20 protein-coding genes are annotated in these 22,484 nt (G+C 68.0%); 11 read left to right on the forward strand and 9 right to left on the reverse strand.

Translation table 11 applies throughout. The features are described from left to right. The first annotated feature begins 95 nt into the window (after positions 1 to 95). On the forward strand, positions 96 to 1,193 hold the full coding sequence (locus G7A98_RS06565; protein ID WP_163648700.1) for a bifunctional nicotinamide-nucleotide adenylyltransferase/Nudix hydroxylase: 1,098 nt from the start codon (positions 96 to 98) through the stop codon (positions 1,191 to 1,193). A gap of 28 nt (positions 1,194 to 1,221) precedes the next feature. On the opposite strand, the gene G7A98_RS06570 is transcribed toward G7A98_RS06565, so the two are convergent. The 3 genes from G7A98_RS06570 to G7A98_RS06580 all read right to left on the reverse strand — a co-directional run bounded on the left by G7A98_RS06570 (position 1,222) and on the right by G7A98_RS06580 (position 5,435). Beyond that, a complete protein-coding gene (locus G7A98_RS06570; RefSeq protein ID WP_163648702.1) occupies positions 1,222 to 2,139 on the reverse strand; it encodes a LysR substrate-binding domain-containing protein in 918 nt (305 codons plus the stop codon). Positions 2,140 to 2,293: 154 nt separating this feature from the next. Next, positions 2,294 to 3,712, reverse strand: a complete 1,419-nt coding sequence (cls, locus tag G7A98_RS06575) for a cardiolipin synthase (protein ID WP_163648704.1) — start codon at positions 3,710 to 3,712, stop codon at positions 2,294 to 2,296. Positions 3,713 to 3,929: 217 nt separating this feature from the next. Further along, entirely contained in the window at positions 3,930 to 5,435 is a 1,506-nt protein-coding gene (locus G7A98_RS06580) for a fumarate hydratase (protein WP_163648705.1), read from the reverse strand. A 247-nt stretch (positions 5,436 to 5,682) separates the two neighbouring features. Here G7A98_RS06580 and G7A98_RS06585 point away from each other — a divergent pair, with 247 nt between their 5' ends. Beyond that, positions 5,683 to 7,260, forward strand: coding sequence for an FMN-binding glutamate synthase family protein (locus G7A98_RS06585; RefSeq protein WP_163648707.1), 1,578 nt, complete (start codon positions 5,683 to 5,685; stop codon positions 7,258 to 7,260). 48 nt (positions 7,261 to 7,308) lie between these two features. Next, positions 7,309 to 9,105 carry a thiamine pyrophosphate-requiring protein gene (locus G7A98_RS06590; RefSeq protein WP_163648709.1) on the forward strand — a complete coding sequence of 599 codons (1,797 nt, stop codon included), beginning with the start codon at positions 7,309 to 7,311 and terminating at the stop codon, positions 9,103 to 9,105. Positions 9,106 to 9,155: 50 nt separating this feature from the next. On the opposite strand, the gene uvrB is transcribed toward G7A98_RS06590, so the two are convergent. From uvrB to G7A98_RS06605, 3 genes are read right to left on the reverse strand one after another with little or no spacing between them, the layout of a single operon-like run. After that, positions 9,156 to 11,186 (reverse strand): excinuclease ABC subunit UvrB, encoded by a 2,031-nt coding sequence (gene uvrB / locus G7A98_RS06595; RefSeq protein WP_163648711.1) that lies wholly within the window; start codon positions 11,184 to 11,186, stop codon positions 9,156 to 9,158. A gap of 31 nt (positions 11,187 to 11,217) precedes the next feature. Next, positions 11,218 to 11,634, reverse strand: coding sequence for an OsmC family protein (locus G7A98_RS06600; RefSeq protein WP_163648713.1), 417 nt, complete (start codon positions 11,632 to 11,634; stop codon positions 11,218 to 11,220). Positions 11,635 to 11,646: 12 nt separating this feature from the next. After that, on the reverse strand, positions 11,647 to 11,841 hold the full coding sequence (locus tag G7A98_RS06605; RefSeq protein ID WP_163648714.1) for a hypothetical protein: 195 nt from the start codon (positions 11,839 to 11,841) through the stop codon (positions 11,647 to 11,649). Positions 11,842 to 11,978: 137 nt separating this feature from the next. Here G7A98_RS06605 and G7A98_RS06610 point away from each other — a divergent pair, with 137 nt between their 5' ends. Beyond that, the gene (locus G7A98_RS06610; protein WP_163648716.1) at positions 11,979 to 13,028 is read left to right on the forward strand and encodes a folate-binding protein YgfZ; all 1,050 of its coding nucleotides are present in this window, start codon (positions 11,979 to 11,981) and stop codon (positions 13,026 to 13,028) included. Between the two features lie 26 nt (positions 13,029 to 13,054). Here G7A98_RS06610 and G7A98_RS06615 read toward each other — a convergent pair whose 3' ends face one another. From G7A98_RS06615 to G7A98_RS06625, 3 genes are all read right to left on the reverse strand, one after another. Next, the gene (locus G7A98_RS06615) at positions 13,055 to 13,831 is read right to left on the reverse strand and encodes a TatD family hydrolase (protein WP_163648718.1); all 777 of its coding nucleotides are present in this window, start codon (positions 13,829 to 13,831) and stop codon (positions 13,055 to 13,057) included. Between the two features lie 38 nt (positions 13,832 to 13,869). Then, positions 13,870 to 14,346, reverse strand: coding sequence for a large conductance mechanosensitive channel protein MscL (gene mscL / locus G7A98_RS06620; RefSeq protein ID WP_163648720.1), 477 nt, complete (start codon positions 14,344 to 14,346; stop codon positions 13,870 to 13,872). An 83-nt stretch (positions 14,347 to 14,429) separates the two neighbouring features. Then, positions 14,430 to 16,019 carry a peptide chain release factor 3 gene (locus G7A98_RS06625; RefSeq protein ID WP_163648722.1) on the reverse strand — a complete coding sequence of 530 codons (1,590 nt, stop codon included), beginning with the start codon at positions 16,017 to 16,019 and terminating at the stop codon, positions 14,430 to 14,432. Between the two features lie 193 nt (positions 16,020 to 16,212). On the opposite strand from G7A98_RS06625, the gene G7A98_RS06630 reads away from it, so the two are divergent. The 7 genes from G7A98_RS06630 to G7A98_RS06660 all read left to right on the forward strand — a co-directional run bounded on the left by G7A98_RS06630 (position 16,213) and on the right by G7A98_RS06660 (position 22,465). Next, on the forward strand, positions 16,213 to 17,484 hold the full coding sequence (locus tag G7A98_RS06630; protein ID WP_163648724.1) for an ATP-binding protein: 1,272 nt from the start codon (positions 16,213 to 16,215) through the stop codon (positions 17,482 to 17,484). 33 nt (positions 17,485 to 17,517) lie between these two features. Next, a complete protein-coding gene (locus G7A98_RS06635) occupies positions 17,518 to 18,054 on the forward strand; it encodes a response regulator transcription factor (protein ID WP_163648725.1) in 537 nt (178 codons plus the stop codon). 41 nt (positions 18,055 to 18,095) lie between these two features. Beyond that, positions 18,096 to 18,923, forward strand: a complete 828-nt coding sequence (locus tag G7A98_RS06640; RefSeq protein WP_163648726.1) for an inositol monophosphatase family protein — start codon at positions 18,096 to 18,098, stop codon at positions 18,921 to 18,923. A 132-nt stretch (positions 18,924 to 19,055) separates the two neighbouring features. Continuing rightward, positions 19,056 to 19,331: a GrxA family glutaredoxin gene (locus G7A98_RS06645; RefSeq protein ID WP_163648727.1), complete on the forward strand. Its 276-nt coding sequence runs from the start codon at positions 19,056 to 19,058 to the stop codon at positions 19,329 to 19,331. Between the two features lie 167 nt (positions 19,332 to 19,498). Beyond that, positions 19,499 to 20,449 carry a bifunctional enoyl-CoA hydratase/phosphate acetyltransferase gene (locus G7A98_RS06650; RefSeq protein ID WP_163648728.1) on the forward strand — a complete coding sequence of 317 codons (951 nt, stop codon included), beginning with the start codon at positions 19,499 to 19,501 and terminating at the stop codon, positions 20,447 to 20,449. Beyond that, positions 20,446 to 21,624: an acetate/propionate family kinase gene (locus G7A98_RS06655; protein WP_163648729.1), complete on the forward strand. Its 1,179-nt coding sequence runs from the start codon at positions 20,446 to 20,448 to the stop codon at positions 21,622 to 21,624. Before G7A98_RS06650 ends, G7A98_RS06655 begins: the two co-directional genes overlap by 4 nt. Positions 21,625 to 21,697: 73 nt before the next feature. After that, positions 21,698 to 22,465: a DUF1338 family protein gene (locus G7A98_RS06660; protein ID WP_163648730.1), complete on the forward strand. Its 768-nt coding sequence runs from the start codon at positions 21,698 to 21,700 to the stop codon at positions 22,463 to 22,465. Positions 22,466 to 22,484 lie beyond the last annotated feature (19 nt).

Below are 22,484 nucleotides of genomic sequence, written 5' to 3' on the forward strand. Positions count from 1 at the left end.
GACATGACGCCGGCCACAAGCCCATGCCCTGCGGCCAGCTTGCAGCCTCCCGGGACGGCCACCATAATGGCCGCGCCCTTTCGACCGGAGACCCTATGGTGCCCACCCCCGCCCAGACGCCGACACCGCATCCCGACTTCGACTGCCTGGTGTTCATCGGCCGTTTTCAGCCGCCGCATCTGGGGCATCTGGCGGTGATCCGGGAGGCATTGAAGCGGGCAAGGCAGGTCATCGTGCTGATCGGGTCGGCCTGGCAGGCCCGTTCCCTGCGCAATCCCTGGCGCTTCGAGGAACGCCGCGACATGCTGCGCAGCGCCTTCGACGCCACCGACAACGACCGCCTGGAGATCGAGCCGCTGCTCGATGCGCTCTACAACGACGATGTCTGGGTCCGCGACGTCCAGCGCAAGGTCCGCGACGTGGCCCGCCCCTGCCACGGCAAGCTGCCACGCATCGGCCTGATCGGCGCCAGCCGTGGCCAGTCAAGCTATTACCTGAGCCTGTTCCCGCAATGGGAATCGGTCAGCGTGCCGCTGGTGGAAGGCATTTCCGCCAGCCACATCCGCGAACGGCTCTTCCACTCCCGGGCCTCCGGCGACGCCTACCTGGCCGACGACGCGGAGCACGACCTGCCGCGTCCGGTGCATCAGGCACTGAACGCCTTCATGGCCACGGCGTCCTGCTCCCAGCTGCTGGAGGAACAGCACCTGCTGGAACAGTACCGCCACGCCTGGGCACAGGCGCCCTACCCGCCGATCTTCGTCACCGTCAATGCGGTGGTGGTGCAGTCGGGGCACGTGCTGCTGGTACGGCGCAACGCGGCGCCCGGCAAGGGGCTCCTCGCGCTGCCCGGCGGGTTCATCCACCCCCAGGAGCGCCTGCTCGACGCCTGCCTGCGCGAACTACGCGAGCGCGTGCGCCTGAAGGTGCCCGAACCGGTGCTCAAGGGCTCGCTGCGCGATCAACGCCTGTTCGACGACCCGCACCGCAGCTGGCGCGGGCGCACCCTGGCCGAGGCCTTCTACTTCGCCCTGCGCCCGGAGCAGCAGCTGCCCCGGCTCAAGCCCGCCCGCGGCGGCGATCAGGCACGCTGGGTGGCGCTGGCCGATCTCGAACCGGAGACCCTGTTCGAGGACCACTTCTTCATCATCCAGAACTTCCTCGGCCTGCCCGCCGGCTGGGCCAGCCCCTGAACACCCGGCCCCCGGCCGCGATCAGAGATCAGGCCCGCAGGAAATCGCTCGGCAGCCGGGTCATCTGGCGCCAGAGCCGCTCCACGCCCGGCTTGTGGACCAGCGAGCAGCGGTAGAGACGGACTTCCAGCGGAATGTCCCAGACCGTATTCCCCGCACGCACCAGGCGTCCGTCGGCCAGCTCGTCGCGGATGCAGAAGTCGGGGATCCAGGCCATGCCCACGCCCTGCAGGGCCATGCCCTTGAGCCCTTCGGCCATGGCGGTTTCGTAGACGGTCTTGAGGCGCAGGCGTGTCGGGTCGTTCTTGAGCAGCATGCGCACGCTGCGGCCCAGAAAGGCGCCCTGAGTATAGGCGAGGAAGGGAATGGCCGCCTCGCCCTCCAGAGGGAAGCGCGGACGTCCCGCCTCGTCGGCAACGCAGACCGGTATCATCATCGCCTTGCCGATGGAAAACGAGGGAAAGACCTCGGCATCGAGCTGCATGGTGGCATAGGGGTCGTGATAGCCGAGCATCAGGTCGCAGTTGCCCTCGCGCAGCACGTGGATGGCATCCCCCACGTTCATGGCCACCAGGCGTGTCGGCAGCTCGCCGACCCCCTGCTGCAGGCGCGAGATCCAGCGCGGATAGAACGCCAGCGCCAGCGAATGAGCGGCGACGATGTCCAGCGCCTCGTTGGCCATGGCCAGGCCGCGCAGGTGGCCCAGGCACTCGCTGAGCTGCTCGACCAGGTTGCGCGCGGTGACCAGGAACAGCTGCCCCTCCGGCGTCAGCCCCACCGGCGTGGTCGAGCGATCCACCAGGGTCGCGCCCACCGCCTGCTCCAGGGAACGGATCCGCCGGCTGAAGGCCGGCTGGGTGACATGGCGCTGACGGGCCGACGCCGAGAAGCTGCGCGTGTTGGCCAGGGCCACGAAATCTTCCAGCCACTTGGTTTCGAGGTTCACCGCGACTCCACTTGCCGATGAAAAGAACAAACGCGATCACTTGGACAGGTCGCCAAGTTTACTCAAGCGCGCTCCGGGGCTCCACGCTCCCTGTCGAGGTTCTGCAACAACCCGTCCCGCCAGGGGCAACCTTCCGGCCGCCCCACACCGGTACCTACTGGATGGGTGCCATCAGATAGGCGGCCCGGGAGACCAGCTTGCGCCAGAGCGGACGCTGCTGCAGCTCCTCGAGCGTCACCTCGCGGCAACGCGCGAAGTCACGCTCCAGCATCTGTCGTACGTCACCGGCGAAGGTGTCGTCGGGAATGAATGCCATGATCTCGAAGTTGAGCCGGAACGAGCGATTGTCGAGGTTGACGGTGCCGACGGCGGCACTGTGGTCGTCGACGAGCATCACCTTCTGATGCAGGAAACCGGGTTGATAACGGTATATTCTAACCCCGGCCCGGATCATGTCGGGCAGGAAGGAAAACGCCGAGAGAAAGACCAGCAGGTGGTCGGGCCGCTCGGGCATCATCACCCGCACGTCGACGCCGCGCATCGCCGCCAGGCGCAGCGCATCCTGCACGCCCTGGTCGGGCACGAAATAGGGACTGGTGACCCACAGCCGGTGCTGGGCGCTGTTGATGTTGTGCTGCATGAACAGGCTGGCGGTCTCCTGCGCGTCGGCCGGTCCGGAGGGCACCACCACCACGTTCTGACACTCCTCGCAGGTCACCTGCGGGGTCCAGGTCAGGTCGATCACCCGCCCGGTGGCCCAGTGCCAGTCCTCCCAGAACGCCTCCTGAAGCCCCAGCACGCTGGGGCCGGTCAGCCGCAGATGGGTATCCCGCCAGGGGCCGTGACGCGGGTTCTCGCCCAGATACTCGACGCCCACGTTGAGTCCGCCGGTCCAGCCCTGGGCCCCGTCGACGACCACCACCTTGCGATGGTTGCGGAAATTCAGCTGGAAGCGATGGCGCAGCCCGCGGGAAGAATTGAAGGCGCTGACCTCGACCCCGGCGCGGCGCAGATCCTCGAGATAGCCGTCGTCGAGCGCGTGGCTGCCGATCTCGTCGTACAGCAGGTAGACGCGCACGCCCTGTTGCGCCTTGTGCTCGAGTCGCTCCTTGAACATCAGACCCAGCCGATCGCGGCGGATGATGAAGAACTGCACCAGCACGTAATGGCGCGCCGAGTCGATGCCGGCGAACACGCTGTCGAAGGTGGCCTGGCCGTCGACGAGCAACTCGGCACGGTTGCCGCTGGTCAGGGGCATCATCGCCAGTTTCTCGACGGCCCGCACGTTGCCCTGCCGGGCATCGGCGAGATATGGCTCGATCAGCGGCCGGTAGCGCAGCAGCACCCGGCGCAGCACCGTGTCGCGCTCGCCGCGGGCGGAGACATACCCGTAGAAGCGCGGGCGCCCGAAGACCCAGTAGGCCGGCAGGGCCAGGTAGGGAAAGGTCACCAGCGAAATGATCCAGGCCACGGCCCCCTGGGAGGTGCGGCTGGACATCAGCGCCACGACGGCGGACGCCATGCCCACGGCATGGAACAGGAACAGGATGAGTCCCAGCAGCCAGGACGTCATGCTCGACCTTCCCGACGACGCTGGAAGCGGCCGCCGCAGTGGTAGCCGCCACTGCGGCAGCCACCACTGTGGTCATGATTGCGGGCGAACACCAGACGGATCATCACGGGCCTCGCTGTCACGATGAGCGCCCACGGTAGCGGATGGCGGGACAAAGGAACAGCGAGCGCCGCCCGGCCGTGCCGGACGGCGCTCGGTCACGCAGGAGCCAGGAGGCTCAGGCGCGTTCGGCGATGATCGCCTTCCACTTGGCCGGACCGGTCTGGTGGACCGAGGTGCCTTCGCTGTCCACGGCCACGGTGACCGGCATGTCCTCGACCTCGAACTCGTAGATCGCTTCCATGCCCAGATCCTCGAAGCCCACCACGCGGGCCTTCTTGATCGCCTGAGCCACCAGGTAGGCGGCACCGCCCACGGCCATCAGGTAAACGGCCTTGTTGTCGCGGATCGCCTCGATCGCCATCGGGCCGCGCTCGGCCTTGCCGACCATGCCCTGCAGGCCGGTCTGCTCGAGCATGGTGCGGGTGAACTTGTCCATGCGTGTCGCGGTGGTGGGGCCGGCCGGGCCCACCACCTCGTCGCGCACCGGATCCACCGGGCCGACGTAGTAGATGAAGCGGCCCTTGAGGTCGACGGGCAGCTCTTCGCCCTTCGCCAGCATGTCGACCATGCGCTTGTGGGCGGCGTCGCGACCGGTCAGCAGCTTGCCGTTGAGCAGCAGGGTGTCGCCGGGCTGCCAGCTCTGCACCGCTTCCGGGGTGACCTCGTCGAGGTTGACGCGCTTGACGTCGCCGCCGGCCTCGCGGGTGATCTCCGGCCAGTCCTCGAGCTTCGGCGCCGGGAGTTCGGCGGCACCGCTGCCGTCGAGGGTGAAATGCACGTGACGGGTGGCCGCGCAGTTGGGGATGATCGCCACCGGCTTGTTGGCGGCGTGGGTCGGGTAATCCTTGACCTTGATGTCGAGCACCGTGGTCAGCCCGCCCAGCCCCTGGGCGCCGATGCCGGTCTGGTTGACCTTGTCGTAGAGTTCGAGGCGCAGCTCCTCGGCCCGATTGGCGGCACCGCGCGCCTGGAGTTCCTGGATATCGATCGGATCGAGCAGCGATTCCTTGGCGAGCTCCATGGCCTTCTCGGCGGTCCCGCCGATACCGATGCCCAGCATGCCCGGCGGGCACCAGCCGGCGCCCATCTTCGGCAGCTGCTCGAGCACCCAGTCGACCACGCTGTCGGAGGGATTGAGCATGGCGAACTTGGACTTGGCTTCGCTGCCGCCGCCCTTGGCGGCGACATGCACCTCGACGCTGTCGCCGGGTACCAGCTTGTGATGGATCACCGCCGGGGTGTTGTCGCGGGTGTTCTGGCGCTTGCCGTCCGGATCGGCCAGCACCGAGGCCCGCAGCACGTTGTCGGGCAGCGTGTAGGCGCGGCGCACCCCCTCGTTGATCATGTCGTCGAGGCTCATGTCGGCCTCGAAACGCACGTTCATGCCCACATGCACGAAGACGGTGACGATGCCGGTGTCCTGACAGATCGGCCGATGGCCGGTCGCACACATGCGCGAGTTGATGAGGATCTGCGCGATGGCGTCCCGGGCCGCCGGGTTTTCCTCGCGCTCGTAGGCCGCATGCATGGCCTCGATGAAATCCCTGGGATGGTAGTAGGAAATGTACTGCAGGGCGTCGGCAACGCTCTGGATCAGATCGTCCTGGCGAATCACGGTCATGAAGCAGGAACTCCTTGCGGGTGACAAGCGGCTCGCCGCCCGCAGCGGGGCGCGCGGCGACAAGCCTCCGGGGAACCGCAGTATACCGCATCCGGCCCGGGGCGGCAGCGCCCCGCGGCCGGGAGGCCGCCTCCCGGGGGGAGGGACTTTGCAAGTCGCCGGGATTGTTACCAGACTTACCAGGGTATCCTCGGCCCCGGCACCGCCGCCCGAACGATGCCCGAACCCCCAACGCGCAAGGACGCCCATGTACCGTCGACACTTCGCCACGGCACTGTTCGCCGCGCTCGTCGTCATCCTGCTCTGGTGGCCGTTCTGGCCCCCGGCAGGCTATCTGCTCATCGCCTGGGCGGTCTTTGCCGCCCTCGGCCTTTACGACCTGCGCTCGCGGCACAACGTGCTCAACAACTATCCCGTCATCGGCCATCTGCGCTATATGCTGGAGTTCGTTCGCCCCGAACTGCGCCAGTACTTCTTCGAATCCGAGCAGAGCGGCCGGCCCTTCAGCCGTGCCCAGCGCACCCTGATCAACGCCCGGGCGGATGGCAGCTCGGACGCCTCGCCGTTCGGCACCCTGCGGGACTTCGAAGCCGCCGGGTACGAGTTTGCCGAGCACTCGCTGGTCCCCAGGGACGTGCCGAAGGATGTCACCTGCCTGAGCGTCGGCGGCCCGCAGTGCACCCAGCCCTACCGGGCCTCACGCCTGAACATCTCGGCCATGAGCTTCGGCTCGCTGTCGTCGACGGCCATTCTCGCCATGAACTTGGGCGCCAAGCGCGGCGGCTTCGCCCACAACACCGGTGAAGGCGCCATCAGCCCCTATCACCAGCGCCACGGCGGCGACCTGATCTGGGAGCTGGGCACCGCCTACTTCGGCTGCCGGACCCGCGAGGGCCGTTTCGACGCCGAGACCTTTCGCGAAAAGGCCCGCGAGGACCAGGTCAAGATGATCGAGCTCAAGCTGTCCCAGGGCGCCAAGCCCTCGCACGGCGGCCTGCTCCCCGCCGCCAAGGTCAACCGCGAGATCGCCGAGACGCGTCAGATCGCGGAGGGCGAGGATTGCCAGTCGCCGGCTGCGCACCCGGAATTCGACACACCGATCGGCCTTCTGGAATTCATCGATCGGTTGCGCGAGCTCTCGGGCGGCAAGCCGGTGGGCATGAAGATGTGCCTGGGCAAGCGCAGCGAGTTCCTGAGCATCTGCAAGGCCATGCTCGAGACCGGCATCCGCCCCGACTTCATCACCATCGACGGCGCCGAAGGCGGCACCGGCGCCGCTCCTCAGGAGTTCTCCGACCGGCTGGGCAACTACATCAACGAGGCCCTGCCCTTCGTCCACCAGTGCCTGGTCGGCACCGGGCTGCGCGACGACATGAAGCTGATCGCCAGCGGCAAGGTGGCCCTGGGCTTCGACATGGTGGTGAAGATGGCGCTGGGCGCCGACATGTGCAACGCCGCGCGTCCCTTCATGTTCTCGGTGGGCTGCATCCAGGCACGGCGCTGTCACACCAACAAGTGCCCCACCGGGGTCACCACCCAGGATCCCCGGCGCAGCCGCGCCATCAACGTCGACGAGAAGGCCTGGCGGGTCGCCAACTACCACCACGGCACCCTCAAGGCGTTTCGCGAACTCGCCGGGGCCCTGGGGGTCGATCATCCCGACCAGCTCACGCCGGACATGATCTACCACCGCAACGACTACACACCGGCACACCCCTACCGGACCAGCATCGTTCCGCTCAGGCCGGGCCAGCTGCTCGAGGGCGGTGAGGTACCCGAGGCCTATGCCCCGTACTGGGAGGCCGCCCGGGCCGAACGTTTCTGATCCGGCCCGAGGCCGAGTGGCTTCACGCCAATCCATAGGAGGGAAAGCATGTCAGACACGGTCAGCGATTTCATCGTCTCGCGTCTCAAGGAGTGGGGCGTCGAGCGCCTTTACGGTTATTCCGGCGACGGCATCAACGGCTTCATGGCCGCCCTGCGCCGTGCCGAGGACGGGCCGCGCCTGATCCAGCCGCGCCACGAGGAAGTCGCCGCCTTCATGGCCAGCGGCCATGCCAAGTTCAGCGACGACGTGGGGGTGTGCGTGGCGACCTCGGGCCCGGGGGCGGTACATCTTCTCAACGGCCTGTACGACGCTCGCAAGGACCACATGCCGGCGGTGGCGATCGTCGGTCAGCAGGCTCGCATGAGTCTGGGTACCGACTACCAGCAGGAGCTCGACCTGATCGCGCTCTACAAGGACGTCGCCGGCGATTATGTGCAGATGGTCACCGACCCCGCCCAGGCCCGGCACGTCATCGACCAGGCGCTGCGCATCGCCATCGCCGAGCGCACCGTGACCTGCGTGATCCTGCCCAACGACGTGCAGGACCTGCCCATGGCCGACCCGCCCGCCACTCATGGCGCGGTCTTCTCGGGGGTCGGCTACCGCCGCCCGCAGCGGCTGCCCGAGCCGGCGGACCTCGACGCCGCGGCCGCGCTGCTCGACCAGGGCGAGAAGGTGGCGATTCTCGCCGGCGCCGGCGTCAAGCATGCCGTCGACGACCTGCTGGCCCTCGCCGATCGCCTCGGCGCCGGCATCGCCAAGGCGATCCTGGCCAAGGCCATGATCCCCGACGACGCGCCCGGGGTGACCGGCACCATCGGCCTGCTGGGTACCGAGGCCAGCGAGAAGATGATGGAGGAATGCGACACCCTGCTGCTGGTCGGCACCCGCTTTCCCTATGCCGAGTTCCTGCCCAAGTCGGGCCAGGCGCGAGCCGTGCAGATCGACGTCGCCCCCGCGGCCCTGGGGCTGCGCTACCCCACCGAGATCAACCTGCATGGCGATGCCCGCGCCACCCTGGCCGCCCTGACCGAGCGGGTGGCCTACAAGGACGATCGGGCGTGGCACGGGCGCGTCCAGGGCTGGATCGACGACTGGTGGCGAATCACCGACGAGCGTGCCGCCACCGATGCCAGCCCCATCAACCCGCAGCGCCTGTTCCAGGCCCTCTCGCCACACCTGCCGGATGACGTGATGCTCGCCTGCGACGTGGGCAGCGCCACCAACTGGTATGCCCGCTACATCAAGGTCCGTCGCGGCATGCTCGGCTCGGTATCCGGTGGCCTGGCCTCGATGGGCAATGCCGTCCCTTACCTGCTGGCCGCCAAGTTCGCCCATCCGCAGCGCCCGGCGGTGGCCATGGTCGGCGACGGCGCCATGCAGATGCTCGGCAACCAGGCCCTGCTCACGCTGGCCAAGTACTGGCGCGAGTGGGAGGACCCGCGCTGCATCGTGCTGGTGCTCAACAACCGCGACCTCAGCCAGGTGACCTGGGAGCAACGCGTCATGGAGGGCGACCCGCGCTTCGCCACCTCGCAGGACCTGCCCGACTTCGCCTTCGATGAATACGCCCGGCTGCTGGGGCTGGAAGGGTTGCGCCTGGAACGCGCCGAGGAGATCGATCACGTCTGGGACCAGGCCTTCGCCGCCGACCGGCCGGTGGTGATCAACGCCTACACCGACGGTGACGTGGCACCGTTGCCGCCGCACATCAAGCTCGAGCAGGCCAGGAACTACCTGGCCTCGATGCTCAAGGGCGACGACTCGGCCACACATCATGCCCGGCTCTCCGCCAAGCAGCTGGGGCGCACCCTGCTGGGACGCCACAAGGACAGGGACTGACGGTCAGCCGCGCATCGGCGGTTTCACCAAGCCGCCGGCGCGCGGACGCGTCACTTCAGCTCGAGCAGACGGGCATTGAGCACCTGGGCCTGATCGCGCAGACGCGCCGCCTCCTCGAACTCGAGGTTCTGGGCCGCCTCGTGCATGGCGTCCTCGAGCCTGGCGATCTCGCGGGTCAGCTCGGGCACCGACAGGGTACGCAGGGTTTCCAGGCCATACTCGCCGGCCGGCTCGGCCACCTTGCGCTCGCCCTTGCGGCGCGCGCCCTTCTTCCCCGGCGTCTGGGCACCTTCCATGATGTCGGCGACCGACTTGGTGACGGTCTGCGGGACGATGCCGTGCTGCTCGTTGTGGGCGATCTGCTTGGCACGACGCCGCTCGGTCTCGTCGATCGCCCGGCGCATCGAGTCGGTGACCCGGTCACCGTAGAGGATCGCCTTGCCGTTGGCGTTGCGAGCGGCACGGCCGATGGTCTGGATCAACGAACGCTCGGCGCGCAGGAAGCCTTCCTTGTCGGCATCGAGAATCGCCACCAGCGACACCTCGGGAATGTCGAGCCCCTCGCGCAGCAGGTTGATCCCCACCAGCACGTCGAACTTGCCCAGTCGCAGGTCACGAATGATCTCCACCCGTTCGACAGTGTCGATATCCGAGTGCAGATAGCGCACCCGCACATCGTGCTCGTCGAGGTATTCGGTCAGGTCCTCGGCCATGCGCTTGGTCAGGGTGGTGACCAGCACCCGCTCGCCGACCTCGGTACGCAGGCGGATCTCGGAGAGCAGGTCATCGACCTGGGTGGAGGCCGGGCGTACCTCGACCTCGGGGTCGAGCAGCCCGGTGGGACGCACGACCTGCTCGACCACCTGGCCGGCATGCTCGGCCTCGTAGGGACCCGGCGTGGCCGAGACGAAGACCGTCTGCGGGCAGATCCGCTCCCACTCCTCGAAGGTCATCGGCCGGTTGTCCAGCGCCGACGGCAGGCGAAAGCCGTATTCGACCAGCGTCTCCTTGCGCGAGCGGTCGCCCTTGTACATGCCGCCCACCTGCGGAACGCTGACGTGGGACTCGTCGATGAACAGGATGGCATCGTCCGGCAGGTAGTCGAAGAAGGTCGGCGGCGGCTCGCCCGGCGCGCGCCCGGACAGATAGCGCGAGTAGTTCTCGATGCCGTTGCAGTAGCCCAGCTCGAGCATCATCTCGATATCGTAGAGGGTACGCTGCTCGAGACGCTGGGCCTCGACCAGCCGGTCGTTCCTGCGCAGCCACTCGAGGCGCTCGGCGAGCTCCGCCTTGATATGCTCGGTCGCCTCGAGGATCGTCTCGCGCGGCGTCACGTAGTGGCTCTTGGGGTAGATGGTCATGCGCGGCACCTTGTCGCGCAGCTCGCCGGTCAGCGGATCGAACAGCCGGATCGACTCGATCTCGTCGTCGAACAGTTCGACGCGCACCGCCTCCTCCTCGGCATCCGCGGGGAAGATGTCGATCACGTCGCCACGTACCCGGTAGGTGCCGCGTCGGAAGTCCATGTCGTTGCGGGTGTACTGCAGCTCGGCGAGCCGCCGCAGGAAGGAGCGCTGGTCGATCATCTCGCCACGATTGAAGTGCAGGCGCATCTTCAGGTACTGGTCCGGGTCCCCCAGGCCGTAGATCGCCGACACCGAGGCGACGATCAGCGCATCGCGACGCTCGAGCAGCGCCTTGGTGGCCGACAGCCGCATCTGCTCGATATGATCGTTGATCGAGGCGTCCTTCTCGATGAAGGTGTCCGACGACGGCACGTAGGCTTCCGGCTGATAGTAATCGTAGTAGGAGACGAAGTACTCCACGGCGTTGTCGGGGAGGAACGACTTGAACTCGCCGTAGAGCTGGGCGGCCAGGGTCTTGTTGGGCGCCAGCACGATGGTCGGGCGCTGCAGGCGCTCGACCACGTTGGCCATGGTGAAGGTCTTGCCCGAGCCGGTCACGCCCAGCAGCGTCTGGTAGGCCAGGCCGGCCTCGAGCCCCCGGACCAGGCCGTCGATGGCCGTCGGCTGGTCACCGGCCGGGCGGTACTGCGACTGGATGCGGAATGGTTTGCTCATGACGGTGAGATGCAGGCGCCCGGGGACAACTTCAAGCGTCCGCGGCCTCCTCCAGCGTCGTGCGAATGGCGACCGTGGCGTCGGTCATGAGGCGATGGATCGGACAGCGATCGGCGATCTCGGCGAGCCGCCGACGCTGGTCGGCATCCAGCGCTCCCGTGAAGCTGAGCGCCACGTCGAGGTAGTAGCGGCCGTGGCGCTCCTCGCGATCATTGCGGGCCACCTGCACCTCGATCGCCTCGAGCGGCCAGCCCTTGCGGCGCGCATACATGCGCACGGTGATCGCCTTGCAGGTGCCCAGCGCCAGGTCGAAATAGTCGTGAGGGTCCGGCGCCGTCTCGTCGCCGCCGACCACCACGGGCGCGTCGGCGAACAGTTCCTCGAAGGAATCGACCACGACACGCTGGCGCAGGCCCTGCGCATCGACACTGCTGACGGTAATGCTCATTGCGCTCTCCTCTCAGCGTGCCTCGACACCCAGTTCGCGCACGGCGCGCAGCAGCGCCTCGCGCGACGCCCGCCCCTCGACGTGCGCGCCGTGGCGGCCCACCTCGGCACTCTCGACCCCGTCGACCATCATCAGCGCCGTGGTCAGCCGGTTGACGGTGTCCGCATCATCGACATCGGTGAAGGTCAGTGAAATGTCCTGCGCCATGGGTTCTCTCCTCGTTGCTCGAGCCGCGCGTGGAACGCCCAGTCTAGCACGCCGCCCACGGCATCGAGCGTCTTGCATTTTCGCGCACTGCCCCCACATTGCAGTCAGTGAATCGACGGCCTGGCAAGGGAGAGAGAATGACCGACTGGAACGCTTACCTCGACGGTCTGGGGGCACGCCGCGTCGACGACCGCCATCGCGATTTCGGCGATCCACACCAGGTGCGCCAGGCACAGGAGACGACGGCCCTGATGCCGCTGGTCCACCTGGGAGTACTGGAAGTCGGCGGCAGCGACGCCAAGCGCTTCCTGCAGGGCCAGACCAGCGCCCAGCTCGACCTGGCCGACGGCGACCTCGCCGCGCCCACGGCCTTCTGCACGCCCAAGGGGCGCATGCTGGCCAACGCGCAGCTGCTGCATCCCGCGCCGGACACCTACTGGCTGGTGATGACGGCCGGACTGGTCGAGCCGCTGCGCGCCCACCTGGGCAAGTTCGCCCCCTTCTATCAGGTCACGCTTCGCGCCCGCGACGACCTGACACTGATCGGCCTGAGCGGCCGCGATGCCCCGGCGCTGCTCGAGACACGGCTGGACGTGCACCCGCCGGCCGTCTGGCGTCAGACGCGTCTCGGCGAGGGAGTGGTGCTGCGCCACCCCGGCAGCGTGGCACGCCTGCTGCTCTGCCTGCCCGCGACGGCGGCGATCGAGGCATGGGACACGCTGGCCCGCAACGCCACGCCGGTCGGCAACGCCGTCTGGCAGTGGCAGGACATTCAGGCCGGGCTGGCCTGGCTGGACGCCGGCCAGCAGGACGCCTACCTGCCGCAGATGTTCAACTGGGAGGCGCTCGGCGGGGTGAGCTTCAAGAAGGGCTGCTATACCGGCCAGGAGGTCGTCGCCCGCGCGCACTTCCGCGGTCAGGTCAAGAAACGTCTGGTTCGCGCCCAGCTCGGCGGCGCCACGCTGCCGACGATCGGCGACGAGGTGACCGATGCCGACGGCAAGCCCCGGGGCGAGGTGGTCGCCGCGGCGCTGGATGCCCACGACAGGGCGGAGGTGCTCGCCGTGCTGACCACCCGCGACGTGCCCGAACCGCTGAGCGTGGCGGGCCAGCCCCTGCAGCGACTCAGGCTGCCCTACCCGGTGGAGCGTCTCGACCCCGAGGCGATGGCGGCAGGCGACCACTGATCGGCCTTGCGGCCCCGCCCGGTATCTCAGCGCGAGCGCCCGTCGGTGAGGCCGAAGAGGCGCCGCGCGGTGGCCGTGCTCCGCTCGGCGATCTCCGCCACCGCCTGGTCGCGCAGGAGCGCGACACGCTCGGCGACCCGTGCGACCCGGGCCGGCTCGTTACGCCGCCCCTGGAACCCGCACAGCGGCATGTCGGGGCTGTCGGTCTCCAGCACATAGCCGTCATCCGGCAGTGCCGCGACCATGCGCGCCAGCCGTCGGGCGCGCGGGTAGGTCACCGCCCCGCCCAGCCCCACGACGAAGCCCAGATCGAGGAACGCCCGGGCCTGCTCGGGGCTGCCGGCAAAGGCATGGATCAGCCCGCCGGCCGGCGGTGCCAGCTGCCGCAGTCGCTTGGCGAGCGTGTCGTTGCACTGCACGCAGTGAATCACCAGCGGCAGGCCCCGATCCCTGGCCAGTCGCACCTGAGCGTCGAACAGCCGCCACTGGGCCTCCAGGCTGTCCGTGAAGCGCGCATCGATGCCGCATTCCCCCAGCGCCACCGCGTCGGGATGGGCGTCGAGCGCCTGCGCCAGCGCCTCCACATCCTCTTTGTCGTGACGGTCCATGAAGTAGGGGTGCAGGCCGAGGCAGACACTGACGTCCTCCCGCGCCCCCAGCGCCAGCACGCCGTCCCAGGCGGCACGCGTGGTCCCCGGCACCACGACGTGACCGACACCGGCCTCGCGGGCCCGCGTGAAGACGGCGTCGCGATCCTCGTCGAAGGCGGCGAAGTCGAGATGGCAGTGAGCGTCGATCAGCATGCACTCTCCTTGTCTGTCGGACTCCAGTGCCGCACAGCCTATGAAGCGGCGCTCTCCAGATGCGAGGTACAGGCGGGGCAGCGCGTCGCCTCGAGCGGGATCTTGGAGATGCAGTAGGGGCAGCTCTTGACGGTGGGCGCGGCCGGCTCCGGTTCGTGATGCAGGTTCTTGAGCCGATTGATGTTGCGGATCAGCACGAAGGTAGCGAAGGCCACGATCAGAAACGACAGCGTGGCATTGATGAACAGCCCGTAGTTGAGCGTCACCGCGCCGGCGGCCTGGGCCTGCTCGAGGGTGTTATAGGGCCCCTCGCCACTGCCCGCGCGCAACACCCAGAACTGATTGGTGAAGTTCACGCCGCCGGTGATCAGGCCGATCAACGGCGTGAAGATGTCCTTGACCAGGCTGTTGACGATGGCGGTGAAGGCCGCACCGATGATGATGCCCACCGCCATGTCGACCACGTTGCCCTTGACCGCGAACTCGCGGAACTCCTTGAGAAACCGAGCGGCCATGTTCGCCTCCCTCGATCATGGGGGCGACGAACATCGCCCCCTCGAAGGCAAGATGTGACATCGGCTCGCTTTCGGCAAGTCGCTCAGTGTTCGCGGGTGGCGTTGAAGCGCACCTCCGGCCAGCGCTCCTGAGTCATCTGCAGGTTGACCCGGGTCGGCGCCAGATAGGTCAGGTAGCCACCGCCGTCGAGCGCCAGGTTGGTGCTCGCCTTGCGCCGGAACTCGTCGAGCTTCTTGGCATCGTCGCAGTAGACCCAGCGTGCAGTCTGGACGTTGACGCCCTCGTAGATACAGTCAACCTTGTACTCCTCCTTGAGGCGATGGGCGACCACGTCGAACTGCAGCGCCCCGACCGCGCCGACGATCAGGTCGTTGTTGTCCAGCGGCATGAAGACCTGGGTCGCGCCCTCCTCCGAGAGCTGCTGGAGCCCCTTCTGCAGCGCCTTCATCTTCAGCGGGTCCCTGAGCCGGACACGCTTGAACAACTCCGGCGCGAAGTGTGGAATGCCAGTGAAGCGCATGTCCTCGCCGAGCGTGAAGGTGTCGCCGATCTGGATGGTGCCGTGGTTGTGCAAACCGATGATGTCGCCCGGCCACGCCTGCTCGACATGCTCGCGGTCCGAGGCCATGAAGGTCAGGGCATCGGCGATCTTGACGTCCTTGCCGATGCGCACATGGCGCATCTTCATGTTCTTCTCGTACTTGCCCGAACAGACGCGCAGGAAGGCCACCCGGTCGCGATGCTTGGGGTCCATGTTGGCCTGGATCTTGAAGACGAACCCGGTGAAACGCTCGTCGCCCGCCGCCACCTCGCGGGTGTCGGTCTCGCGGGGCTGCGGCATCGGTGCGTACTCGACGAAGCCGTCGAGCATCTCGCGCACCCCGAAGTTGCCCATGGCGGTGCCGAAGTAGACCGGGGTCAGCTCGCCACGCCGATAGGCCTCGAGGTCGAAGGCGTGGGAGGCGCCGCGCACCAGCTCGACCTCCATGCGCAGCTCCTCGGCCTGGTCGGCGCCCAGCACCTCGTCGACCTCGGGATTGTCGAGCCCCTCGATGCGCACGTCGTCGGGAATGCGATTGCCCTGGCCCTGCTTGTAGAGATGGATGACGTCATCGTAGAGGTGATAGACGCCCTTGAAGTGCCGCCCCATGCCGATCGGCCAGGTCATCGGCGCGCACTGGATGTTGAGCACCGTCTCGACCTCGTCCATCACCTCGACGGGATCGCGGATGTCGCGGTCCATCTTGTTGATGAAGGTGAGGATCGGCGTGGTGCGCAGCCGGCACACCTCCATCAGCTTGATGGTGCGGTCCTCGACACCCTTGGCGCCGTCGATCACCATCAGCGCCGAGTCCACCGCGGTCAGCGTGCGGTAGGTGTCCTCGGAGAAGTCCTCGTGCCCGGGGGTGTCGAGCAGGTTGACGATGCGCCCCTTGTAGGGAAACTGCATCACCGAGGTGGTTACCGAGATGCCGCGCTCCTGCTCCATCTTCATCCAGTCGGAAGTGGCATGGCGGTCGTTGCGCTTGCTCTTCACCGAGCCCGCGAGCTGGATGGCATTGCCGAACAGCAGCAGCTTCTCGGTGATGGTGGTCTTCCCCGCGTCGGGGTGCGAGATGATCGCGAAAGTCCTTCTGAGCTCGGCTTCACGCGCTATCTGGGTATCTGTCATGAATGAGGTATCGCTGATTGGTGCTCGGTCGGGTACGCCTTGATGGCGCACCCGCACGGCATGGCTTGCAGAATGGCCGCGATTGTAGCGCGACAGGCGCGGAATGTCGTCAGCACGCCCGGTCTCGTGCTCGGGGACTGAGCCCGATGCCGTCATCGGTTATCATGCGCATAGCCAGACAGCCGGAGTCACCATGCAACAGCCCACCCCTCTGCCCTTGTCGACCCCCAACCGCAATCTGGTGCGGCTGACCTTCGTGCGCGGCATCACCTGGACCGGCTTTCTGGCGGCGATCATCTTCGGCATCGAGGTGCTCGGCTTCCAGCTGCGCGTGGTGCCGGTCATCAGCGTGATCATCGCCATGGGCTTCATCAACATCGCCAGCTGGTGGCGGCTGGGGCGCCCCCGTGCGGTCACCGACCTCGAATACCTGCTGCACCTGATGGCGGACATCGCCGGGCTGAGCCTGCTGTTCTTCTACACCGGCGGGTCCACCAACCCCTTCATCACCTATTATCTGGTGCCGGTGACCATTGCCGCCGCCACCCTGCCCTGGCGCTACGCCTGGCTCGTCGCCAGCTCGGCGATGGCCGCCTACACCTTCCTGATGCTGTTCTACGACCCGGTGCCGCAGCTCAGCCATGGCATGATCGGCCCCGGCATCAGCCTGCACGTGCTGGGCATGTGGCTGAACTTCGGCCTCTCGGCGGGCCTGGTCACCTACTTCATCTTCAAGATGGCCCATGCCCTGCGCCGTCGCGACCTGGCCCTGTCGCGGACCCGCGAGGCGGCCCTGCGCAACGAGCAGGTGCTGGCGGTGGCCACCCAGGCGGCCGGCACCGCCCATGAACTGGGCACGCCACTGTCCACCATGGCGGTGCTGCTCAAGGAAATGCGCGAGGACGCCGCCGGACAGCCGACTCTCGAGGCCGACATCGACCTGCTGCGCCGCCAGGTCGATACCTGCAAGTCGCGGCTGCAGAACCTGGTCGCCAATGCCGACCGCCGCCGCCTGGCCCAGCCCGCCTCGCAGCCGGCCCAGGCCTGGCTGGAGGATGTCGTGCAGCGCTGGCTGGTACTGCGTCCGGACGTCACCCATCATATCGAGATCCTCGGCAAGCGCGGCACCCCCGTGCTGGCGGTCGACACCACCCTGGAGCAGGCCTTGATGAACCTGCTCAACAACGCCGCCGACGCCAATCCCGAGGACATCGTCATCAGCCTCGACTGGACCAAGGAGGAAGTGATCATCGACATTCGCGATCACGGCCCGGGCGTGGCGATGTCGATCGCCGACCAGCTCGGCGATACCTTCGTCTCCACCAAGAGCAAGGGGATGGGGATCGGCCTGTTCCTGACCCACGCCACCATCAACCGCTTCGGCGGCGGCGTGAGTCTTTACAATCACGAAGAGGGCGGCACCCTGACCGAGGTCAAGCTGCCCCGCCTGATTGCCGGCGAATGACGTCGGCATTGCCCTACGACACGGAACGCTGCTATGCAAACTGCCGAACGCCTGATGATCGTCGACGACGACGAGATGTTCTGCCATGTCATGGAACGTGCCTTCAGCCGGCGTGGCTTCGAGGTGCTGGTGGCCACGGATGAGGAGCAGGCGCTGGAGCTGGCCCGGCGCTCGCCGCCGCAGCTCGCCACCCTGGATCTCAAGCTCGAGCACGGTTCGGGGCTCAAGCTGCTGCCGGAGCTGCTGGCCGTGGCCCCCGAGTGCCGCGTGGTGGTGCTGACCGGCTACTCGAGCATCGCCACCGCCGTGGAAGCCATCAAGCTCGGCGCGGTGAACTACCTGTGCAAGCCCGTCGACGCCGACGAGGTGCTGGGTGCCTTCAACCGCGAGACCGGCGACCCCGACATCGACATCGCCGACAACCCGCCGTCGATCAACCGTGTCACCTGGGAGCACATCCAGAAGGTGCTGCAGGAGCACGACGGCAACATCTCCGCCACGGCGCGGGCGCTGGGCATGCATCGCCGCACCCTGCAGCGCAAGCTCCAGAAGCGTCCGGTGCGACGCTGACCGCCCCGCCTTCGCCATTCCGACCCGACCCAGGAGGTTACATGCAGCTCGCCGAGCGACTCGCCATCGCCACCGACATCGCCGAGGGCGCCGGCCGGAAGATCCTGGCCGCGCGAAACGACCAGCGCTTCTCGCAGCGCTACAAGCACGGCACGGAACTGGTCACCGACACCGACGTGGCGGTCGACGAGTGGATCAGCGACCGCCTGCAGCAGCACTTTCCCGACGAAGCCCGACTCAGCGAGGAGATCGCCCCCGACCGCCAGGCGCTGGGGCGCAAGGGGCCACTGTGGGTCGTCGACCCGATCGACGGCACGGTGAACTTCGCCCGGGGCTTTCCCCACGTCGCGGTGTCGATCGCCTGGGCGGTGGACGGTCGCGTGCAGATCGGCGTGGTGCACGCCCCCTTCCTGGACGAGACCTTCGTGGCCATCCGCGGCGAAGGAGCCTGGCGCAATCAGGCACGCATCCGCGCCAGCCTGGCCAACCGGCTCGACAGCAGCCTGATCGCCACCGGCTTCCCCTACCGCCGCGACGGCCGGCAGCCGCTGCTGCGCCGTTTCTCGGCGGTCATGCAGCACTGTCAGGACGTGCGGCGCTGCGGTTCCGCTGCGCTGGACCTGTGCAACGTGGCCTGCGGGCGGCTCGATGCCTACTACGAGAGCGTCTCGCCCTGGGATTTCGCCGCCGGGCTGCTGATCGCCCGGGAAGCCGGCGCCCGCACCGGCCACGTCTATCCGGCGCCCGAGAGTATCCCCGAGGAGCTCTACGGCGAGCATATCGTCGCCGCGGCGCCGGACATCTACGTCGCGCTGCGCGATCTGCTGCAGCGCACCGACGAAGGCCGCTCGGCGTCCGGCGAGGCATGAGCCCGGTACCATAAAGGCATGCAATAGTCGGCGTAGCGAGACTCTATTGGTCCTCGCGCGCCGAATGCGAAACAATGCCCCCAGTTCAACGCTCCATCACCCACGATTCTCGTCATCACGAAAGGAGACCCCATGCTGACAGTCATCTTCGGACGCGCCGGCTGCCCCTTCTGCGTACGCGCCAAGGACCTGGCCGAGGCGCTGAGCAATGCCCGCGACGATTTCAGCTATCGCTACATCGACATCCATGAAGAAGGCATCACCAAGGCCGACATGGAGAAGACCATCGGCAAGCCGGTCGAGACCGTGCCGCAGATCTTCGTCGACCAGACCCACATCGGCGGCTTCACCGAATTCGACCAGTACGTGCGCGACAATCAGCTGATGCCGGAAACCCCGGTCAACTGAACAGCCGCGCCCTCTCCCCGCGCCGGCCCCGGGCCGGCGTTTTCATTCCGGGGCGCCGACGGACGTGACGCAGATCAACCCGGCGACACCCTCGCTGGCCAGCCTGACGATTCCCGCCTAGAGTCGTGGCATTCCCGGGCGATGCCCGGCATGACGGAGACTTCAGCATGGCGGCTCAAGACACCCTGCCCCACGATCCCCCGGTCGGCGATCGCCACCGGCAACTGATCGACGCGACCCGCGGCTACCCGCCCATCCGCACCGCCGTGGTCCACCCGTGTGACGAGCTGTCCCTGGGCGGGGCGCTGGCCGCCTGGCGCCAGGGGTTGATCGAGCCGCTGCTGGTCGGCCCGAAGGCGCGTATTCTCGATACCGCGCACGCCCTCGGCGAATCGCTGTCGGACCTGACGATCATCGACACCCCGCACAGCCACGCCGCCGCCGAGACCGCCGTGTCGCTGGCCGCCCGCAATGAGGTGAACGCCCTGATGAAGGGGGCGCTGCACACCGACGAGCTGATGAGCGCCGTCCTCGTCGACGAGGCCGGCCTGCGCACCGAGCGCCAGATGAGCCACATCTACGCCCTCGACGTCGCCAGCTATCCACGGCCGCTGCTGATCACCGACGGCGCCCTGCATATCCAGCCCGACCTGACCGCCAAGCGGGACATCATCCAGAACGCCATCGATCTGGCCCATGCCCTGGCGCTCGACTGCCCGCGGGTGGCGATTCTCTCGGCCGTGGAAACCGTCAATCCGCGGATTCCCTCGACCCTCGACGCCGCCGCCCTGTGCAAGATGAGCCAGCGCGGCCAGATCACCGGCGGCGATCTCGACGGCCCGCTGGCCATCGACAATGCGGTCTCCGAGCAGGCCGCCCGCACCAAGGGCCTGACCTCGGCGGTCGCCGGCCATGCCGACATCCTGATGTGCCCCGACCTCGAATCCGCCAACATGATCGCCAAGCTGCTCATCCACCTGGCCGGTGCCCAGGCGGCGGGGCTGGTCATGGGTGCGCGGGTACCGATCATGCTGACCAGCCGCAGCGACACCACTGCCAGCCGGCTGGCCTCCGCCGCGCTGGCCTGCCTGGTGGTGCATCGGGGGCGCACACCATGACCTCGCGCGCCGTTCTCGCCCTCAACGCCGGCTCGTCGTCGCTGAAGGTCGCGCTCTTCCATGACGAACGCTGCCGGGTCCGCGGTACCATCGAGCGCATCAACGAGGCGCCGCATCTGGTGCTCGACGGCGCCACGACGCCCAGTGACGCCTTGCCCCGCCTGACGGGAACCGGGCACGCCGCCGTGATTGCGCCGCTGCTTGACTGGCTCGAGGCGCAGTTCGGCGACGTGCCGCTGAGCGCCGTGGGACATCGCGTCGTGCACGGCGGTCGCCACCACGCCGCGCCCTGCCTGCTGGAACCGGCCGTGGTCGACGAGCTGCGCGAACTGATCCCGCTGGCGCCCCTGCATCAGCCACCGGCGCTGGCGCTGATCGACGCCCTGCACGCTCACTGGCCCACCCTGCCGCAGGTGGCCTGCTTCGACACCGCCTTCCATCGCAGCCAGCCCTGGCTGAACCAGTGCTTCGCGCTGCCGCGCCGGCTGACCGAGGAGGGCATTCTGCGCTACGGTTTTCACGGACTGTCCTACGCCCACGCCGTGCGCCAGCTGCCCGAGCTGATCGGCGAGCGCCATCGGGGCCGCGTGATCATCGCCCACCTGGGTCACGGCTGCAGCCTGTGCGCCCTCGCGGATGGGCAAAGCCAGGCCACCACCATGGGCTTCACCGCGCTCGACGGGCTGATGATGGGGCGCCGGGCGGGCAACCTCGACCCCGGCGTGATTCTCTACCTGCTGCAGCAGAAGGGCTGGCGCGCCGACGAGATCGAGCACCTGCTCTACCATGACAGCGGGCTCTACGGGGTCTCGGGACTGTCCGATGACATGCGTGATCTGCTAGCCAGTGACGCCCCGGCCGCCGCGGAGGCGGTCGCGCTCTTCGTGCGTCGGGTGGTCCGGGAAATCGGCGGGCTGGTCGCCCTGCTCGGCGGCCTGGACGCCCTGGTCTTCACCGCCGGCATCGGCGAGCATGCCGCGCCGATCCGCCAGGCCGTGTGCCACGACCTCGCCTGGCTGGGCATCAAGCTCGACGACGCGGCCAATGCGCGTCATGCGCCGCGGCTGGACCGCGGCGACGGGCCGGCCATCGGCATCGTCGCGGCCGACGAGGAAGCGGAAATTCGACGTTCAACGCTGGCCTGCCTGCCGGCCTCTCCCGCCGCCCCCGCCTGACGAGGCGTGGCGTTGAATGGCCCCCGGGCGGCACTGCCTATACTTCGGAGGCATCACAGGGAGACCTCCGATCATGCAACGCGAAGAGTTTCTGCAGCAGCTGTGGCTGGACTACGTTCACCTGAACCCGGACCTGGCCGCCCTGGACCTCTGGTCACGGGTACCGAGCGCCGAATACCTGGCGATCGTGACACTCAACCACGGCCCCTTCAGTTCCGAGGCATTGCTGCCCACGCTCGCGCATTTCGGCTACCGGCGGGCCGGCCAGTACGCCATGGCCGATCGCGGCGTGCTGGTCTCCTGCCTGACGCCGGACGACGACGGCGCCTGGCTGCTGCTGGTGGAGCTGCAGCCCGGCGCCCTGACCCGGGAACCGCGCCGCCAGCTGGAAGCCCTGATCGGTGCCGCCCACCCCGCCGACTGCCGAGGCCAGAACCTGCTGTGCCGCGGCCGCCCCTGGCCGATGCCCGACTGGGCCACCTACCAGCAACTGCTCCGAGCCCATCCGCTGGCCGCCTGGATCGCGGCGCTCGGCCCACGCCTGCATCACGCCGGGCTCGACTGCGAACGGCTCGGCCAGCCGCTGGCGGGACTCGACCGGCAGCTGCGGCAGGCCGGCCTGCCGGGCAGCGACGACCGGCGCCACGGGCTCTTTCCGGTCTCGCCGCTGCTGGACTACCGCTACTATACCGCCGCCTCGCGACGCCTGGCCTTCGCCGAGGGGGATGAGCATCGCATCGTGCCGGGCGGTCTGGCGCTGGTGCAGCACAGTCTGCCGGGGCCCCAGGAAAGGGCCGCCGAACTGCTGCTGCCCGAGCACACCCGCTGCGAGATCGCCTGAACCAGACTCGGTGCGCCCC

Origin of the sequence: Modicisalibacter sp. 'Wilcox', from assembly GCF_010993675.1 — a bacterium.
Taxonomy (GTDB): domain Bacteria; phylum Pseudomonadota; class Gammaproteobacteria; order Pseudomonadales; family Halomonadaceae; genus Modicisalibacter; species Modicisalibacter tunisiensis.

Excerpts from the sequence above, each read along its gene's own strand:
- G7A98_RS06580 (WP_163648705.1), bottom strand. The coding sequence starts at position 5,435 with ATGACCGTGATTCGCCAGGACGATCTGATCCAGAGCGTTGCCGACGCC.
- G7A98_RS06650 (WP_163648728.1), top strand. The coding sequence starts at position 19,499 with ATGGCGGCTCAAGACACCCTGCCCCACGATCCCCCGGTCGGCGATCGC.
- mscL (WP_163648720.1), bottom strand. The coding sequence starts at position 14,346 with ATGGCCGCTCGGTTTCTCAAGGAGTTCCGCGAGTTCGCGGTCAAGGGC.
- G7A98_RS06640 (WP_163648726.1), top strand. The coding sequence starts at position 18,096 with ATGCAGCTCGCCGAGCGACTCGCCATCGCCACCGACATCGCCGAGGGC.
- G7A98_RS06625 (WP_163648722.1), bottom strand. The coding sequence starts at position 16,019 with ATGACAGATACCCAGATAGCGCGTGAAGCCGAGCTCAGAAGGACTTTC.
- G7A98_RS06600 (WP_163648713.1), bottom strand. The coding sequence starts at position 11,634 with ATGAGCATTACCGTCAGCAGTGTCGATGCGCAGGGCCTGCGCCAGCGT.
- cls (WP_163648704.1), bottom strand. The coding sequence starts at position 3,712 with ATGACGTCCTGGCTGCTGGGACTCATCCTGTTCCTGTTCCATGCCGTG.
- G7A98_RS06635 (WP_163648725.1), top strand. The coding sequence starts at position 17,518 with ATGCAAACTGCCGAACGCCTGATGATCGTCGACGACGACGAGATGTTC.
- G7A98_RS06565 (WP_163648700.1), top strand. The coding sequence starts at position 96 with ATGGTGCCCACCCCCGCCCAGACGCCGACACCGCATCCCGACTTCGAC.
- G7A98_RS06645 (WP_163648727.1), top strand. The coding sequence starts at position 19,056 with ATGCTGACAGTCATCTTCGGACGCGCCGGCTGCCCCTTCTGCGTACGC.
- G7A98_RS06585 (WP_163648707.1), top strand. The coding sequence starts at position 5,683 with ATGTACCGTCGACACTTCGCCACGGCACTGTTCGCCGCGCTCGTCGTC.
- G7A98_RS06660 (WP_163648730.1), top strand. The coding sequence starts at position 21,698 with ATGCAACGCGAAGAGTTTCTGCAGCAGCTGTGGCTGGACTACGTTCAC.
- G7A98_RS06630 (WP_163648724.1), top strand. The coding sequence starts at position 16,213 with ATGCAACAGCCCACCCCTCTGCCCTTGTCGACCCCCAACCGCAATCTG.
- G7A98_RS06615 (WP_163648718.1), bottom strand. The coding sequence starts at position 13,831 with ATGCTGATCGACGCTCACTGCCATCTCGACTTCGCCGCCTTCGACGAG.
- G7A98_RS06605 (WP_163648714.1), bottom strand. The coding sequence starts at position 11,841 with ATGGCGCAGGACATTTCACTGACCTTCACCGATGTCGATGATGCGGAC.
- G7A98_RS06655 (WP_163648729.1), top strand. The coding sequence starts at position 20,446 with ATGACCTCGCGCGCCGTTCTCGCCCTCAACGCCGGCTCGTCGTCGCTG.
- uvrB (WP_163648711.1), bottom strand. The coding sequence starts at position 11,186 with ATGAGCAAACCATTCCGCATCCAGTCGCAGTACCGCCCGGCCGGTGAC.
- G7A98_RS06610 (WP_163648716.1), top strand. The coding sequence starts at position 11,979 with ATGACCGACTGGAACGCTTACCTCGACGGTCTGGGGGCACGCCGCGTC.
- G7A98_RS06590 (WP_163648709.1), top strand. The coding sequence starts at position 7,309 with ATGTCAGACACGGTCAGCGATTTCATCGTCTCGCGTCTCAAGGAGTGG.